General features: G+C 72.4%; 15 protein-coding genes and 1 rRNA gene. 9 read left to right on the forward strand and 7 right to left on the reverse strand.

The genetic code is table 11. The features are described from left to right. Nucleotides 1-43: 43 nt before the first annotated feature. Complete coding sequence (gene rsrA / locus TBIS_RS14480; RefSeq protein ID WP_013133153.1) at nucleotides 44-310, reverse strand: mycothiol system anti-sigma-R factor; 267 nt, start codon at nucleotides 308-310, stop codon at nucleotides 44-46. Then, nucleotides 307-954 carry a sigma-70 family RNA polymerase sigma factor gene (locus tag TBIS_RS14485; RefSeq protein WP_083785280.1) on the reverse strand — a complete coding sequence of 216 codons (648 nt, stop codon included), beginning with the start codon at nucleotides 952-954 and terminating at the stop codon, nucleotides 307-309. The genes rsrA and TBIS_RS14485 overlap by 4 nt, the downstream gene beginning before the upstream one ends. Before the next feature lie 219 nt (nucleotides 955-1,173). On the opposite strand from TBIS_RS14485, the gene TBIS_RS14490 reads away from it, so the two are divergent. Next, a complete protein-coding gene (locus tag TBIS_RS14490) occupies nucleotides 1,174-1,914 on the forward strand; it encodes a class I SAM-dependent methyltransferase (RefSeq protein WP_013133155.1) in 741 nt (246 codons plus the stop codon). A 25-nt stretch (nucleotides 1,915-1,939) separates the two neighbouring features. Here TBIS_RS14490 and TBIS_RS14495 read toward each other — a convergent pair whose 3' ends face one another. Together TBIS_RS14495 and TBIS_RS14500 are read right to left on the reverse strand one after the other, a co-directional pair. Continuing rightward, nucleotides 1,940-2,272, reverse strand: coding sequence for a TraR/DksA family transcriptional regulator (locus TBIS_RS14495; RefSeq protein ID WP_013133156.1), 333 nt, complete (start codon nucleotides 2,270-2,272; stop codon nucleotides 1,940-1,942). A gap of 208 nt (nucleotides 2,273-2,480) precedes the next feature. Continuing rightward, on the reverse strand, nucleotides 2,481-3,242 hold the full coding sequence (locus TBIS_RS14500; RefSeq protein ID WP_013133157.1) for an SOS response-associated peptidase: 762 nt from the start codon (nucleotides 3,240-3,242) through the stop codon (nucleotides 2,481-2,483). 259 nt (nucleotides 3,243-3,501) lie between these two features. On the opposite strand from TBIS_RS14500, the gene aroA reads away from it, so the two are divergent. The 4 genes from aroA (at nucleotide 3,502) to TBIS_RS14520 (ending at nucleotide 8,380) form a co-directional block, all read left to right on the forward strand. Beyond that, nucleotides 3,502-4,851 (forward strand): 3-phosphoshikimate 1-carboxyvinyltransferase, encoded by a 1,350-nt coding sequence (gene aroA / locus TBIS_RS14505; protein WP_013133158.1) that lies wholly within the window; start codon nucleotides 3,502-3,504, stop codon nucleotides 4,849-4,851. 22 nt (nucleotides 4,852-4,873) lie between these two features. After that, a complete protein-coding gene (gene rsgA / locus TBIS_RS14510; RefSeq protein ID WP_013133159.1) occupies nucleotides 4,874-5,929 on the forward strand; it encodes a ribosome small subunit-dependent GTPase A in 1,056 nt (351 codons plus the stop codon). Nucleotides 5,930-6,357: 428 nt separating this feature from the next. Further along, the gene (gene hisN, locus TBIS_RS14515) at nucleotides 6,358-7,143 is read left to right on the forward strand and encodes a histidinol-phosphatase (RefSeq protein ID WP_086014830.1); all 786 of its coding nucleotides are present in this window, start codon (nucleotides 6,358-6,360) and stop codon (nucleotides 7,141-7,143) included. 382 nt (nucleotides 7,144-7,525) lie between these two features. Next, nucleotides 7,526-8,380 carry an NAD(P)H-binding protein gene (locus TBIS_RS14520; protein ID WP_013133161.1) on the forward strand — a complete coding sequence of 285 codons (855 nt, stop codon included), beginning with the start codon at nucleotides 7,526-7,528 and terminating at the stop codon, nucleotides 8,378-8,380. Between the two features lie 44 nt (nucleotides 8,381-8,424). Here TBIS_RS14520 and TBIS_RS14525 read toward each other — a convergent pair whose 3' ends face one another. Both TBIS_RS14525 and TBIS_RS14530 read right to left on the reverse strand, forming a co-directional pair. Then, complete coding sequence (locus tag TBIS_RS14525; protein WP_013133162.1) at nucleotides 8,425-9,219, reverse strand: fructosamine kinase family protein; 795 nt, start codon at nucleotides 9,217-9,219, stop codon at nucleotides 8,425-8,427. Next, on the reverse strand, nucleotides 9,206-9,664 hold the full coding sequence (locus TBIS_RS14530) for a low molecular weight protein-tyrosine-phosphatase (protein ID WP_013133163.1): 459 nt from the start codon (nucleotides 9,662-9,664) through the stop codon (nucleotides 9,206-9,208). The genes TBIS_RS14525 and TBIS_RS14530 overlap by 14 nt, the downstream gene beginning before the upstream one ends. Before the next feature lie 180 nt (nucleotides 9,665-9,844). On the opposite strand from TBIS_RS14530, the gene pstS reads away from it, so the two are divergent. Genes pstS through pstB form a run of 4 tightly spaced genes read left to right on the forward strand, consistent with a single transcriptional unit; the run spans nucleotide 9,845 to nucleotide 13,592 of the window. Further along, nucleotides 9,845-10,939 carry a phosphate ABC transporter substrate-binding protein PstS gene (gene pstS, locus TBIS_RS14535; RefSeq protein WP_013133164.1) on the forward strand — a complete coding sequence of 365 codons (1,095 nt, stop codon included), beginning with the start codon at nucleotides 9,845-9,847 and terminating at the stop codon, nucleotides 10,937-10,939. Nucleotides 10,940-10,942: 3 nt separating this feature from the next. Then, nucleotides 10,943-11,923 carry a phosphate ABC transporter permease subunit PstC gene (pstC, locus tag TBIS_RS14540; RefSeq protein WP_013133165.1) on the forward strand — a complete coding sequence of 327 codons (981 nt, stop codon included), beginning with the start codon at nucleotides 10,943-10,945 and terminating at the stop codon, nucleotides 11,921-11,923. Then, nucleotides 11,920-12,813 (forward strand): phosphate ABC transporter permease PstA, encoded by an 894-nt coding sequence (pstA, locus tag TBIS_RS14545; protein WP_013133166.1) that lies wholly within the window; start codon nucleotides 11,920-11,922, stop codon nucleotides 12,811-12,813. The genes pstC and pstA overlap by 4 nt, the downstream gene beginning before the upstream one ends. Nucleotides 12,814-12,815: 2 nt before the next feature. Further along, nucleotides 12,816-13,592, forward strand: a complete 777-nt coding sequence (pstB, locus tag TBIS_RS14550; protein WP_013133167.1) for a phosphate ABC transporter ATP-binding protein PstB — start codon at nucleotides 12,816-12,818, stop codon at nucleotides 13,590-13,592. 449 nt (nucleotides 13,593-14,041) lie between these two features. On the opposite strand, the gene rrf is transcribed toward pstB, so the two are convergent. Continuing rightward, nucleotides 14,042-14,158 (reverse strand): 5S ribosomal RNA (rrf, locus tag TBIS_RS14560). Nucleotides 14,159-14,515 lie beyond the last annotated feature (357 nt).

A 14,515-nucleotide genomic window follows, 5' to 3' on the forward strand; every position in this document is an offset into this window, starting at 1 on the left:
GGGCAGGGGCACCGATGGGCCGGGGAAATCCGCCCGGCCCCGGCTAACCGTCGAGCTCGACCCTGAGCTGCTCGATCCGCACCATGATCTTGGTGCGGAGGGCGGCCGGCACCGGCTCGCACCCGCACTTCTTCGCGATGAGCTCCTTGATCGCCTGTTCCAGCCCGTACTCCTCGAAACACGGCCCGCACTCGGCGAGGTGCCTCCTGATCTCGGCGCACGCCTCGCCGTCGAGTTCCCCGTCGAGGTACGTGTAGACCTTCTCGAGGACCTCCGAGCATGGAGTGTCGTGATGTTTCCCGCAGCTCATCGCCCCTCCCCATCCTGCGGCTCACCGGGACCGCCGGATTTCGGCCGCAGGAGACCTCGCTCATGTGCGTAGTCTTCGAGCAACGCCCGCAGCTGCCGCCGGCCGCGATGGAGGCGCGACATCACGGTCCCGATCGGAGTGCCCATGATCTCCGCGATCTCCTTGTACGGGAAACCCTCGACATCGGCGAGGTAGACGGCGATACGGAACTCCTCGGGAAGCGCGGCGAGCGCGTTCTTCACGTCGCTGTCCGGCAGGTGCTCCAGCGCCTCGATCTCGGCGGACTTCAGGCCGCTGGAGGTGTGCGACCCGGCCCGGGCGAGCTGCCAGTCCTCGATCTCCTCGGTGTCGGCCTGCTGGGGCTCTCGCTGCTTCTTGCGGTAGCTGTTGATGAAGGTGTTCGTGAGGATGCGGTAGAGCCAGGCCTTGAGATTGGTCCCCTCCTGGAACTGGTGGAAGGAGGAGAACGCCCGGACGAAGGTCTCCTGGACGAGATCCTCCGCGTCCGCCGGGTTCCTGGTGAGCCGGAGCGCCGCGGAGTAGAGCTGGTCGAGGTATGGCATCGCGTCGCGCTCGAAGCGCTCGCTGCGCTGCTTGAACGTCTCCTCTGCCGTCTTGGTGACGGGACCCACCTCCCTCAGCATCGTGCCGTCGGGCAGAGCATATCGATCCGCCGTGACCTGCCCGGATGGGGGCGCCGGCACGGACCGCGCCGTCACGCCCAACTCCAACAGGTGAGGCCTGGAGTCTGTTCCCGGCGGGGTTTAAGGTGACGAACACCCGGGTGCGGAGCGAGACGATCCCCGATCCGCTCTGGCTCCGCTGCCTCGCCCCCATGGCCCGATGACGTGCAGGAGCCGCTCGTGCAGCCCATTCCGGCCAATGCCCCCAGCGACGCGGGCGCGCTCGAGCCGTACTGGACCTTCTACGGCGCCGTCGTCGCCGAGCAGCTCCGCCGGTGGCTGCCCACCCGCCCGTCGCTCCTGCTCGACCTGTCCGGCGGACGTGGGCGCTGGCCGGCCCAGGCGGCCCGGGCCGGCCACCGTGTCGTCGAGGTCCTCGGCTTCCGCCACGCCTCCGAACGGCGGCCGCGCGACACCGTGACCGGTGTCCGGCGGGTCCGCGCCGACGACCTCGCCTTCCTGCCGGACGCGTGCGTCGACGGCGTGATCGCCGAAGAGCGCGTCCTGTCGTTCGAGCTCATGACCGAGTCGGTCGTCGAGGACGTGGCCCGGGTGCTGCGCCCGGGAGGCCGCGCCCTGCTCTGCGTCGACTCGCTCGTCCTCGGGATGGCGATCCTCGCCGAGCAGAGCTACTGGGCGCACCTGTGCCAGACGACCGACGTCATGCTCGTGCCGTGGCCGGACGGCAGCATCACCCGGTGCTTCTCCAGCGCCCAGCTCCGGGAGCTGATCACGAGCACCGGGCTCGAGGTGGAGTGGATCAGGCCGCGGACCGTCCTGTCCCCCTCCATGATCGACCACGTGATCCGCTCGGGAAGCGGGTCGATGGAGCGGCTCGTGCGCACCGAGCTGGAGGCGGAGCCCGACGACCATGACACCGTCGGGATCCACCTCGTCGCCAGCGCGCGCAAGCCGCTGTGACCGATCAGCGTCCCGCTGTGACCGATCAGCGCCGCCGCTCCAGCTTGGACTGGCACTGCACGCAGCGATCGGCCTCCGGCCTGGCCTCGAGCCTGCCCTCCGGGACGAGCTTGCCGCAGTCGACACAGCGCCCGTAGATGCCCTCGTCGAGCCGCTTCAACGCGGCGAGCACGGCGTTGCGCTGCCGCGTGGCTGCGTCGAGCATGGCCTGGGTGTGCTCGGCCTGAACGAGCTCGGCACCCACGTCGGACGCCGCCCGCTCACCGGTGACGTCCGCGGTGCCCTTCAGCAGCGTGATGGAACGGTCGAGCTCGCGAAGCATGGTCTCCAGGCGCATACGCGCGGTTGCGACATCCACGGGATCCGCACCTCCGGAACGGGGGAAACCCGCCGCCGGATCTCCGCTCACCATGCGGGGATCAGGGAATCTCGGCGGGTGTACCGCTTTCCAGTCGGATGCCCAGTTGGCCGCTTACTTACACCACCGAATTACGACATGAGAGGGATGTCTCATACGCGAGTTTGGGACGGCCATTTCCTGGGGCCGGCCATTCCTCAAGCCGGCATCAAAAGAGCATGACGTCGCCGGCACCCTGGTTTATTTCGACCGGTTTGATAAGTTCGGGACCATTGTTGCGGACGCTGTTCACCCGGGTGGAGACCGGGTGCGCGCGCAGCCGTCCCGGGTCGGCGGGGATCAGCAGCGCCGCCGGGTCCGGGAACTCCGGGTCGAGCCAGTCCGCCCAGCGGTCCCGGTCGAGCAGCAGCGGCATGCGGTCGTGGATCCGGCCCACCCGGTCCTCGGCCGTGGTCGTGATCACGGTGCAGGTGCACAGCCACCGCTCCGGGTCGTCCGGCGGCCGGTTCGGATCCCGCCAGAACTCGTACAGCCCGGCCATCGCGAGCACCCCGCCGTCCGCCGGATGGATGAAGTAGGGCTGCTTCCGGGTCTCCCCCGGCCGCTCGCCCGGCACCGGCATCCACTCATAGAACCCGTCGGCCGGGATCAGGCAGCGCCGCGACGCGAAGGCGGCCCGGAAGGCCGGCTTGACCGCCACCGTCTCGATCCGCGCGTTGATCATGCGCGATCCGATCGAGGGATCCTTCGCCCAGCTCGGCACCAGGCCCCAGCGGACCCGCCGGAGCTGCCGCACCGGCCGCAGCTCCGCGCCCCCGGTCTTGGGGATGCGGCAGAGCACCGCGTAGACCTCCTTGGTCGGCGCGACGTTGTAGTCCGGGGCGGGCTCGTCCTCCACCCCGTCCAGCTCGACCTGGAACTCCTCGAGCAGCTCCGCCTTCTTCCGCGCCGAGACGTATCTGCCGCACATGCCTCCAGCCTGCCACCCGGCACCGACGAACGGCGGTGCCCGCGCGCCGGACCCCGGACCCGCCGGGCCGGCCGGAGGAGCCTGCCGTCCCGGTGCGCGCCTGAAGCCGGCCGCCGGCGACGGCGAGGTTCGCGGCCGCCGCCCGTGTGATCGCGGCCCGTCCCGGGCCGGACCCGGCCGCGACCGCCGGGGCCGCGCCGCGGCTCCGCCCGGGATCACGGTTCGGGCCGCCGCCTCGCCCCCCGATAAGCTTGCCTACATGGCCTCTCCGCAGTCGGAACCCCGCGGTGCCCGGGCGCTCTGGCCGGCCCCGGTGGCCGCCGGACCCGTCGACGCGACCGTCCGGCTGCCCGGATCGAAGTCGGTGACCAACCGCGCGCTGCTGCTCGCCGCGCTCGCCGACGGCCCGAGCTCGATCCGGCGGGCCCTGCGCAGCCGTGACACCGATCTCATGGCCGCCGCGCTGCGCGCGCTCGGCGCGGAGCTGACCCCGTCGGACGAGAGCGCCTCGAGCGTGGACTGGACGGTCCGTCCCGGCCCGATCCGGGGCGGCGTCGCCATCGACGTCGGCCTCGCCGGGACCGTGATGCGGTTCGTCCCCCCGGTCGCCGCGCTCGCCGATGAACCGGTGTCGTTCGACGGCGACCCGGCGGCGCGCAGGCGGCCGATGGGGCCGATCCTCGGCGCGCTCCGCGCGCTCGGGGCGCACGTCGAGGGCGACGCGCTCCCGTTCACGGTGCGGGGACCGATCACCGGCGGCGAGGTGGTGCTCGACGCCTCCTCGTCCTCGCAGATGGTGTCGGGCCTCCTGCTCGCCGGAGCCCGGTTCGAGAAGGGCGTCACCGTACGGCACAGCGGGCCGCCCGTGCCGTCCATGCCGCACATCGAGATGACCGTGCACATGCTGCGGCAGGCCGGCGTGGCGGTGGACGACTCGGAGGCCGACGTGTGGCGGGTCGAGCCCGGCCCGATCCGCGCACGTGACCTCACCGTGGAGCCGGACCTGTCGAACGCGGCCCCGTTCCTCGCCGCCGCGCTCGTCACCGGGGGCACGGTCACCGTCCCCGATTGGCCGGAGCGGACCACCCAGGCGGGCGACCGCCTCCGCCACCTGCTCGCCGAGATGGGCGCCACCGTCACCCGCGTCCCCGGCGGCCTGCGGGTGAGCGGATCCGGCCGGATCGCCGGGATCGAGGTGGACCTGCACGACGTGAGCGAGCTCACCCCGACGATCGCCGCGCTCGCCGCGCTCGCCGACGGGCCGTCGCGGATCACCGGGGTGGCGCACATCCGCGGGCACGAGACCGACCGGATCGCCGCGCTCGCCACTGAGATCAACCGGCTGGGCGGGGACGCCCGGGAGACCGAGGACGGCCTGGAGATCCACCCGCGGCCGTTGCGGGGCGGCGTGTTCCGCAGCTACGACGACCACCGCATGGCCACGGCGGGCGCCGTCATCGGCCTGGCCGTGCCCGGGGTCCAGGTGGAGAACATCGCGACGACGGCGAAGACGCTGCCGGAGTTCGCCCGCATGTGGGCGGAGATGCTGGGCGAGGCGGGGGACGATCCGCGGGAGGACGCGCCGGGAGGCGCGGTGACGCAGGAGTGAGGCCGGGCGGACCGCTCACGGAATGGGATCGGCGCTGAAACGCTACTACGACGAAGACGACGTCAGGGTCAGGCGGAGCGGCCGGAAGTCCCGGCCGCGGACCCGGATCCGCCCGGCCCACGCGGACGCTGTCGATGGTTTCGTGGTGGCCGTCGACCGCGGGCGGTACACCTGCCTGGTAGGGGGTGGCCTCCCGGGCGGCGACCGGGACCAGGAGGGCCGGACCGGCCCGGAGGACAAGGACGAGCGGGTGCTCGTCGTGGCGATGAAGGCCAGGGAGCTTGGCCGCAAGGGGATCGTCGTCGGTGACCGCGTCGCCCTCGTGGGGGATGTGTCCGGGCGGCCGGACACGCTCGCCCGGATCGTCCGGGTGGCCGAGCGCAGGTCGATCCTCCGCCGGACCGCCGACGACACCGATGACGTCGAGCGGCCGATCGTGGCCAACGCCGACCAGCTCGTCATCGTCACGGCGCTCGCCGACCCTCCCCCGCGCCCGCGCATGATCGACCGGCTGCTGGTGGCGGCCTACGACGCCGGGGTGGACCCGCTGCTCTGCCTCACCAAGTCGGACCTCGCCCCGCCCGATGAGCTGCTGGAGATCTACCGGCCGCTCGGCGTGCCGTACGTGGTCGTCTACAAGGGCGGGCCGCTGGACGAGCTGCGCGAGCGGCTGGCCGGCCGGGTGAGCGTGCTCGTCGGCCATTCGGGCGTGGGCAAGTCGACGCTGGTCAACGCGCTCGTGCCGAACGCGCAGCGCGTGGTGCAGGAGGTGAACGCGGTCACCGGCCGGGGCAGGCACACCTCCACCTCGGTGGTCGCCCTGGAGCTGCCGGAGGGCGGCTGGATCATCGACACCCCCGGGGTGCGGAGCTTCGGGCTCGCCCACGTGCCGGCCGAGACCGTGCTCGCCGCCTTCCCCGACCTGGTGGACGCGACCGCCGACTGCCCCAAGGGCTGCACCCACCTCGGCGACGGGTGCGCGCTCGACGCGTTCGTGGCCGAGGGCGGGGCCGACCCGAGGCGGCTCGACTCCCTCCGGCGGCTGCTCGCGAACCGGATGAGCATGGACGAGTCCTGATCCGGCCCGCCGCCGGCCGCCGCGCAGCCCGGGACCGGCGGCGGCCACGGGGCCGGCCATCGGCCGCGTGCCCGAGCGCCGCCGACCGGGACTCTGCTCCCAGAGCCCGGCCGACGGGGACACCTCCGAGCCCGCCGACCGGGACTCCTCCCAGAGCCCGGCCGGCCGGGTCCGGCGGATGCCGGGCCGGGCGGGTACCGAAGCCCGCCCCAGGGCCGGAGGGATGCCGAAGCCGGGCCCGGGGATCGCGCAGATGCCGAAGCCGGGCCCGGGGATCGCGCGGGTGCCGGAGCCCACGGGAGCCGGGCGCCGCGGCCGCCCGCGGGCGCTCACCGCCCGCCGCCGCGCCGGCCGTACGGCCGATTCCGGAAACATCCGGTACGGCGGAGCACTGCTGTGCCCGACCGTGACGCGCTACCGTGGGCCCCGTGGAGGGATACCGCGACGATCTGCATCTCGCGCATCTGATGGCGGACGCGGCGGACGACATCACGATGCGCCGGTTCAAGGCCGTTGACCTGCGAGTCGAGACCAAGCCCGACCTCACCCCAGTCAGCGACGCCGACCGGGCCGTGGAGGAGGCGATCCGCAACACGCTCCGCCGGGCCCGCCCCAGGGACGCCATCGTGGGCGAGGAGTACGGCGGCGCCGGGTACGGCGCGCGTTCCTGGATCATCGATCCGATCGACGGCACCAAGAACTTCGTCCGCGGTGTCCCCGTTTGGGCGACGCTCATCGCGCTGGTAGAGCACGGGAGGATCGTCGTCGGGGTCGTGTCCGCGCCCGCGCTCGGCCGCCGGTGGTGGGCGGCCCAGGGCGGGGGCGCGTGGACCGGCCGGAGCCTGGCCAAGGCGACCCGCTGCCAGGTGTCGTCGGTCGGCCGGCTCGGCGACGCCTCCCTGTCCTTCTCGGACCTGGAGGAGTGGGAGAAGCAGGGGCGGCTCGACGCCTTCCTCGGGCTCACCCGGGAGGTGTGGCGCACCCGGGCCTACGGCGACTTCTGGTCGCACATGCTCGTCGCCGAGGGGGCGGTGGACATCTCGGCCGAGCCGGAGCTGTCGCCATGGGACATGGCCGCCCTCACGGTGATCATCGAGGAGGCCGGGGGCACCTGCACCGGGCTGGACGGCACCTCCCCGCTCGAGTCCGGCAGCCTGGTCTGCACGAACGGGCTGCTCCACGGGGAGGTGCTCAAGCGGCTCTCCTCCTGGTGAGCGGTGGCCGGTGGTGGCGGTGGCGTTCGCCATCGCGAGGACGGGCGGGTCGCGCTCGGTGAAGCCCGCGCGCGGGCGGCCGGTGCGCGGCCGGTAAGCAGTGCGCCCCAGCCACCTGCGTGAAGCCCGCGCGGGCGGCCAGTGCCGCCTGCACGGCAGCCCCATCCCTGCCGAGGACGTGAAGTCCGCGCGCGGGTGGCGGTGCCCTAGGCGCGGTCGATGCGCTCGAGAGGCCGTGGCGGGGCGCGTGCGGGAAGGCCGTTCCCCTCGTCCCAGGTTATCCAGGGCGGGCCGTACGCGCACGGGCGTCCGGCACCGTCCCGGCGCTCCGGGACCACGAGCACCCGCCATCCCCATGGCGATCGGGATAAGAGGAGAACGCATGACCATCGCGATCATCGGCGCCACCGGCAAGCTCGGCGGCCTCACCATCGACGCCCTGCTCCAGCGGGGCGTGCCCGCGGACGGCATCCTGGCCCTCGGCCGCAACACCGAGCGCCTCGCCGCGCTCGCCGAGCGCGGGCTGCGCACCGCCCCCGTCGACGTGGACGACGTCGCGGGCACCGCCGCGACGCTCTCCGGCGTCGAGCGGCTGCTCCTGATCTCCTTCGACGACCTCGGCACGCGCGTGCCCAAGCACGGCAACGCCGTCGAGGCCGCCCGCCGGGCCGGGGTGGGCCACCTCGTGTACACCTCGGTCCTCAACGCGCCGGCCTCGCCCCTGGCGCTCGCCGCCGACCACCGGGCCACGGAGGAGCGCATCACCGCCTCCGGCATCCCGGCGACCTTCCTCCGCAACGGCTGGTACACGGAGAACCACTGGCCGGACTTCACCGCGGCGCGCGAGCACGGCGTCATCGCCAACAGCGTCGGCCCCGGCCGCATCGCCAGCGCCCCGCGCCGGGACTACGCCGAGGCCGCCGCCGTCGTGCTCACCACCCCCGGCCACGAGGGCAAGGCGTACGAGCTCTCCGGCGACGTCGCGTGGAGCTTCGCGGAGTTCGCCGCCGCCGCGCAGGAGGTGCTCGGCACCCCGGTGCGCTACGAGGAGCTCACCCCCGAACAGGAGCGCGAGCGGCTGATCGCCGCCGGGCTCGACGAGAACACCGCGGGCTTCGTGACCAGGCTCAACGCCGACATCCGCGCGGGCGCGCTGGCCGCCACCCCCGGTGAGCTCGCCCGGCTCATCGGCCGGCCGACCGAGCCGCTGGCCGAGACCCTGAAGACGTGGGTCTGATCCCCGGGTGAGGCCGGGCCGGCCGTACCCGCCGGACGGGCCGGTCAGAGCGCGAGCACGTCCCGGGCCGCGCTGAGCAGGCTGCTGCGGTACGCCTCGCCGAACAGGCAGACGTGCACGGCGAGCGGGTGGAGCTGGTGGAGCGGGATCCGCTGCCGCCAGCCGTCGGCGAGCGGCGCCGCCTCCCGGTACGCGCCGAGGATCGTGCCGAGGTGCGGCGCGCCGAAGAGCGAGAGCATGGCGAGGTCGGTCTCGCGGTGGCCGCCGTGCGCGGCGGGATCGATCAGCACGACCCGCTCGCCGGTCCACAGCAGGTTGCCGTTCCAGAGGTCGCCGTGGATCCGGCTCGGCGGCTCGGCCGGCCCGCACACCTCCGGCACCCGCTCGCACGCCTCCTCGAGGAGCTCGACGTCGAGGGCGGAGAGCCGCCCGCGGTCCCGCGCGAGCCGTACGAACGGCAGGACCCGGCGGGTGACGTAGAACTCCGGCCAGGTGGGCGCCGGGGAGTTGTCCATCGGCAGCTCGGCGATGGTCCCCGGCCACGGCGCGCCGAACGACTCCGCCCCGAAGGCGTGCAGGGCGGCGAGCTCGCGCCCGAACCGCTCGGCCGCCTCGGCGGTGGGGCGGCCGGTCTCGATCCACTCGAGCACGAGGGTGTCCTCGCGGACCTCGATCACCTCGGGCACGGCCACCGCGCCCGCCTCGGCGAGCCAGCGCAGGCCGGCCGCCTCGGCGGTGAAGTCCGCGCCGCGCTTGACGAAGACCCGGCGGCCGTCGCCGAGCCTGCCCTCGTGCAGCGTCCAGGCGTGGCTTCTGCCGAGATCTCTAACGATCTTCAAAGTGCTTGGCCACTCCCTCGGCGGCGGCCTCGATCATGCGGAGCACTTCGACGAAGCCCTCCCGGCCACCGTAGTACGGGTCGGGTACCTCGGCGCCCTCGGGTGCCGCGGGGTCGAAAGAGCGCAGCAGCCGCACGTCGGCGCCGGGCGGCGCCATCCGCAGCAGGGTCTGCAGGTTGTGCCGGTCCATGGCGAGGACCAGGTCGCGCTCGGCGAACCACGCGGGGTCGAACTGGCGGGCCCGGTGCCCGGAGCCGTCGTAACCGTGCTCGGCGAGGGTCGCGAGGGCCCGGGGGTCCATGGGCTCACCCACGTGCCACCCTCCGGTGCCGGCGCTGTCCACCTCGACGTCGAGGCCGCGCTCGGCGAACACGTGGCGGAGCACCACCTCCGCCATGGGCGAGCGGCAGATATTGCCCATGCAGACCACGCAGAGGCGCTTCATCGATCTACTTCGTCTCCTGCGTTGACCTGATCGGACGGTCATCCGATACGCCGCTAACAGCCTAGTCCAGCGCGTTCATCCGCCGTTCACCCTCGCCCATCCGCAGTTCACCCTTGCCTCGCGTTTCGGTCAATTTCGATCTTTATCGTCCCTCGCGTTGACGTGATGGGAGGGAAGACTGTGAAACACGCAGGCCGGCTCACCGTAGCCGCCATCGCCGGCGCGCTCATGCTCGCCTCGTGCGGCACCGATGCCAACACGACCTCCGGAGCCGGCACGATCACCCCCACGGGCGGCGGGCTCACCGGCACCATCAACGCCGCCGGCTCCTCGGCGCAGGCGAACGCGATCGCGGAGTGGAAGAAGTCCTTCCAGGCGGCGAACCCGGGGGTGGAGATCAACTATCAGCCGAGCGGCTCCGGCGCCGGCATCCAGGCGTTCATCCAGGGCACCGTCGCCTTCGCCGGCTCCGACTCGGCCCTGAACGACGAGAAGGGCGAACCCGCCCAGGCCGACGCCCGGTGCAAGACCGGCAAGGCGATCAACCTGCCCATGGTCATCGGGCCGGTGGCCGTGATCTACAACCTTCCGGGTGTCGACGGGCTGCGCCTCTCCCCCGCGACGCTCGCCGGCATCTTCAACAGCGAGATCACCAAGTGGGACGCCCCCGAGATCAAGGCGGAGAACCCGGGCGTCTCGCTCCCCTCCATCCCCATCCAGGCGTTCCACCGCTCCGACGAGTCCGGGACCAGCGACAACTTCACCAAGTTCCTGAAGGCGACCTCGGACTGGCCGTACGAGCCGGGCAAGGCGTGGCCGCCCGAGGCCAAGGGCCAGGGCGCGAAGGGGTCCGACGGCATCACGGCCGCGGTCAAGAACACCGAGGGCGCGATCGGGTACGTCGAGCTCTCCTACGCCGAGAACGCCGGCCTGCAGAAGGCTGCGATCAAGAACGGCGCGGGCGAGTTCGTCGAGCTCACCCCGGAGAGCGCGGGCAAGACGGTGGAGGCCGCCGAGATCACCGGCACCGGCAACGACCTCAAGCTCAAGATCGACTACGCCACCGACGCCCCGGGCGCCTACCCCATCGTGCTCGTGACCTACGAGATCACCTGTGAGAAGGGGCTCCCGGCCGAGGAGGCGAGGCTCGTGAAGGCCTTCCTCGAGCACACCGCGAGCGACCAGGGCCAGCAGGTGCTGCGCGATCTCGGCTACGCGCCGCTCCCGGCCGGCCTCCTGGAGAAGGTCCGTACCGCGATCGCGTCGATCTCCTGACCCATGGCCATCCTCGTGAAGAGCACCGCAGGCGGGCAGGCCGTGCGCCGGCCCGCCTTCCGGCGCGGCAACGGGGACCGCGTCTTCCGCCTCCTCGCCACGGCGGCCGGGATCACGCTGCTCGCCATCATGGCGGCGATCGCGGTCTTCCTCGTCGCCGAGGCGATCCCCGCGCTCCGCGCCAACACGGCGAACTTCCTCACCGAGCTCACCTGGCAGCCCAACGCGGCCGAGCCGGTCTTCGGCATCGGCGCGCTCGCCTTCGGCACCCTGCTGAGCTCGTTCCTGGCGCTCGTGATGGCGACGCCCGTGGCCGTGGGCGTGGCGCTGTTCATCTCCCACTACGCGCCGCGCCGGCTCGCCGTGGTCCTCGGGTACGTGGTCGACCTCCTCGCCGCCGTGCCGAGCGTGGTGTACGGGCTGTGGGGCGCCACGTTCCTCGTCCCGTTCATCGTGGAGCCGTCGCGGTTCCTCAACCGGTACCTCGGCTGGATCCCGCTCTTCGGCGGCGACACCGTCGTCGGCAGGAGCATGTTCACCGCGTCGATCGTCCTCGCGATCATGATTCTGCCGATCATCGCGGCGATCTCCCGCGAGGTCTTCCTCCAGGTGCCGCGGGCGCACGAGGAGGCCGCGCTCGCCCTCGGCGCCACCCGCTGGGAGATGATCAAGATGGTGGTGCTGCCGTTCGGGCGGCCCGGTGTGATCAGCGCGGCCATGCTCGGGCTGGGCCGGGCCATGGGCGAGACCATCGCGGTCGCCCTGATCTTCCCGGCGACCTTCACCGTCTCCTTCCAGATCCTCGGCCCGACCGGGAACAGCATCGCGGCGAACATCGCGAACGGCTTCGGGGAGGCCACCGACCTCGGCCGGGGCGCGCTCATCGCCTCGGGCCTGGTCCTCTTCCTGATCACGCTCGCCGTGAACATGGCCGCCCGGCTGATCGTCGCCCGCCGCGCCGCGTACGCGAGGGCCGTGGCATGAGCGCGCCGATGCCCACCGGCCTCCGGCCCGTGCCGGCCGTACGGCGGGCCAAGGACCGGTTCGTGCAGGCCCTCGTCTGCCTCGCGTTCGTGCTCGCCATCATCCCGCTGCTCGCCGTGCTGTGGATGGTGGTGCGGAACGGCCTGGCCCGCTTCGACCTGGAGTTCTTCACCCACTCCATGCGCGGCATCGGGGCGCGGGACGCCGGGGGCGGCGCCTACCACGCCATCGTCGGCACCCTCGAGCAGGTGCTGCTCACCTCGCTCATCTCGGTGCCGATCGGCCTGTTCACCGCGATCTACCTGGTCGAGTACGGCGCGGGCGGGCGGCTCGCCCGGATCGTCGGGTTCTTCGTCGACGTCATGACCGGGATCCCCTCGGTGGTCGCCGGGCTGTTCATCCTGGCGTTCTGGATCCTCGCCCTCGGCATGCCGTTCTCCGGGTTCGCCGGGGCGCTCGCGCTGTCGATCCTGATGATCCCGGTGGTGGTCCGGTCGAGCGAGGAGATGCTCCGCCTGGTGCCGCGCGACCTGCGGGAGGCGGCGTACGCACTCGGCGTCCCCAAGTGGCGGACCATCGTCCGGGTGGTGCTGCCCACCGCCCTCCCCGGCCTGGTGACCGGGGTCATGCTCGCCGTGGCCCGGGTGGCCGGGGAGACCGCGCCGCTGCTGCTCACCGTCTTCTTCACCGACTCGATCAACCACGACCCGTTCCACGGCCCGCAGATGGGGCTCCCGCTCTTCGTCTTCGATCAGGCGGGCCGCCCCTCCGACACCGCGATCGACCGGGCGTGGACCGGCGCGCTCACCCTGATCCTGATCGTCATGCTGCTCAACCTCGTGGCGCGCGCCATCGCGTGGTGGCGCTCGCCGGCGAAGAGAGGATCCTGACCGTGGCCCAGCAGATCGAGGTCTCCGATCTCACCGCTTACTACGGGTCGCACAAGGCGGTCGAGGGCATCACCATGACCATCGAGCCGCGGACGGTGACCGCGCTCATCGGCCCCTCCGGCTGCGGCAAGTCGACGTTCCTGCGCACCCTCAACCGGATGCACGAGGTCGTCCCGGGCGCGCGGGTCGAGGGCAAGGTCCGCCTGGGAGACGAGGACATCTACGCCCCGGACGCCGACCCGGTCTCGGTGCGCCGCACCATCGGCATGGTGTTCCAGCGGCCGAACCCCTTCCCCACCATGTCGATCTTCGACAACGTCGCGGCCGGGCTCCGGCTGAACGGCCGGATCCCGAGGTCGGAGCTGGAGGGGATCGTCGAGGAGTCGCTCAAGGGCGCCAACCTGTGGCACGAGGTCAAGGACCGGCTGCACAAGCCCGGCGCGAGCCTCTCCGGCGGTCAGCAGCAGCGGCTGTGCATCGCGCGGGCCATCGCGGTGCGGCCCCAGGTGCTGCTCATGGACGAGCCGTGCTCCGCGCTCGACCCCATCTCGACGCTGGCGATCGAGGATCTGATCGGCGAGCTCAAGCGGGAGTACACGATCGTCATCGTCACCCACAACATGCAGCAGGCCGCGCGGGTGAGCGACAAGACCGCGTTCTTCAACCTCGCCGGCCCGGGCCGGCCCGGCCGGCTGATCGAGATGGACGACACCCGGAAGATCTTCACGAACCCGTCCGTGAAGGCGACCGAGGACTACATCACCGGTCGCTTCGGCTGAGGACCCCGAGGCACGGGGACGGAGATCAGGGGGACCACGGGAACGCCGCCCGGCTCCCGCCCGGCACGGCCGGTCCGCGTCCGGTACGGCCCGGCGGGGGCCGGGGCGAGCACGGGGATCACCGTGAGCGAGACCGCGCCCCGGTGATGCCCCGCGACATCGGCGAGCCGAGGGCCTGATCGCGGCGGCCCGTTCGGCCGCCACCTCCCCCGGCTGGGCCACCTCGAAGCGGGAGGACCAGCGGACCGAGGTGCGCGCGATGCCCTGGACGGCCGGTCCCCTGGGGAGCCCGTCATGACGCGAGGCCGCCCGGCGGGCCGTACCGCCGCTCGGGTCGCCGCGCGCGCCTTGCGGCGCACCGCGGCCGGGGGCGGCCCCGGCGTCCCCGACGGGCGCGGAAAAGTGAAAGGCCACTCCGGATGGAGTGGCCTTTCACTGAAAAAGAAAATGCCCGGCGGCGACCTACTCTCCCACACCCTCCCGGGTGCAGTACCATCGGCGCTGGAAGGCTTAACTTCCGGGTTCGGAATGTGACCGGGTGTTTCCCTTCCGCTATGACCGCCGTAGCGGTTCTTAATATAGCGCACTCCGCGCGCGGCGCGCACATCGCGGATGTGATCTACGTCTCACCCACCGCCTGGATCTTCATCCCCCGGTCCCCCTGCGGGCGCACGGTCCTCCGCGGCACCGATGGTTGCCCCAGAAAACTTTCGCCTGCATGACAACCTCCGCCACCTCTCGCGTGTCTACTTGACGCCTGCGGCGATCGGCGGAGGCGCCGGGCACCACCGCGGTGCCCGGTTCCCGCGATGACGGGCCGGCCGTACGCACGGCCGGACGGCCGCAGGCGAACGCCCCCGCGCCACGGACGGCATGCGGGAGCCTCTTCCGGCGCGCCACCCGGCCGCCCGGACTCCCGACGG

Origin of the sequence: Thermobispora bispora DSM 43833 (assembly GCF_000092645.1) — a bacterium.
Taxonomy (GTDB): Bacteria; Actinomycetota; Actinomycetes; order Streptosporangiales; family Streptosporangiaceae; genus Thermobispora; species Thermobispora bispora.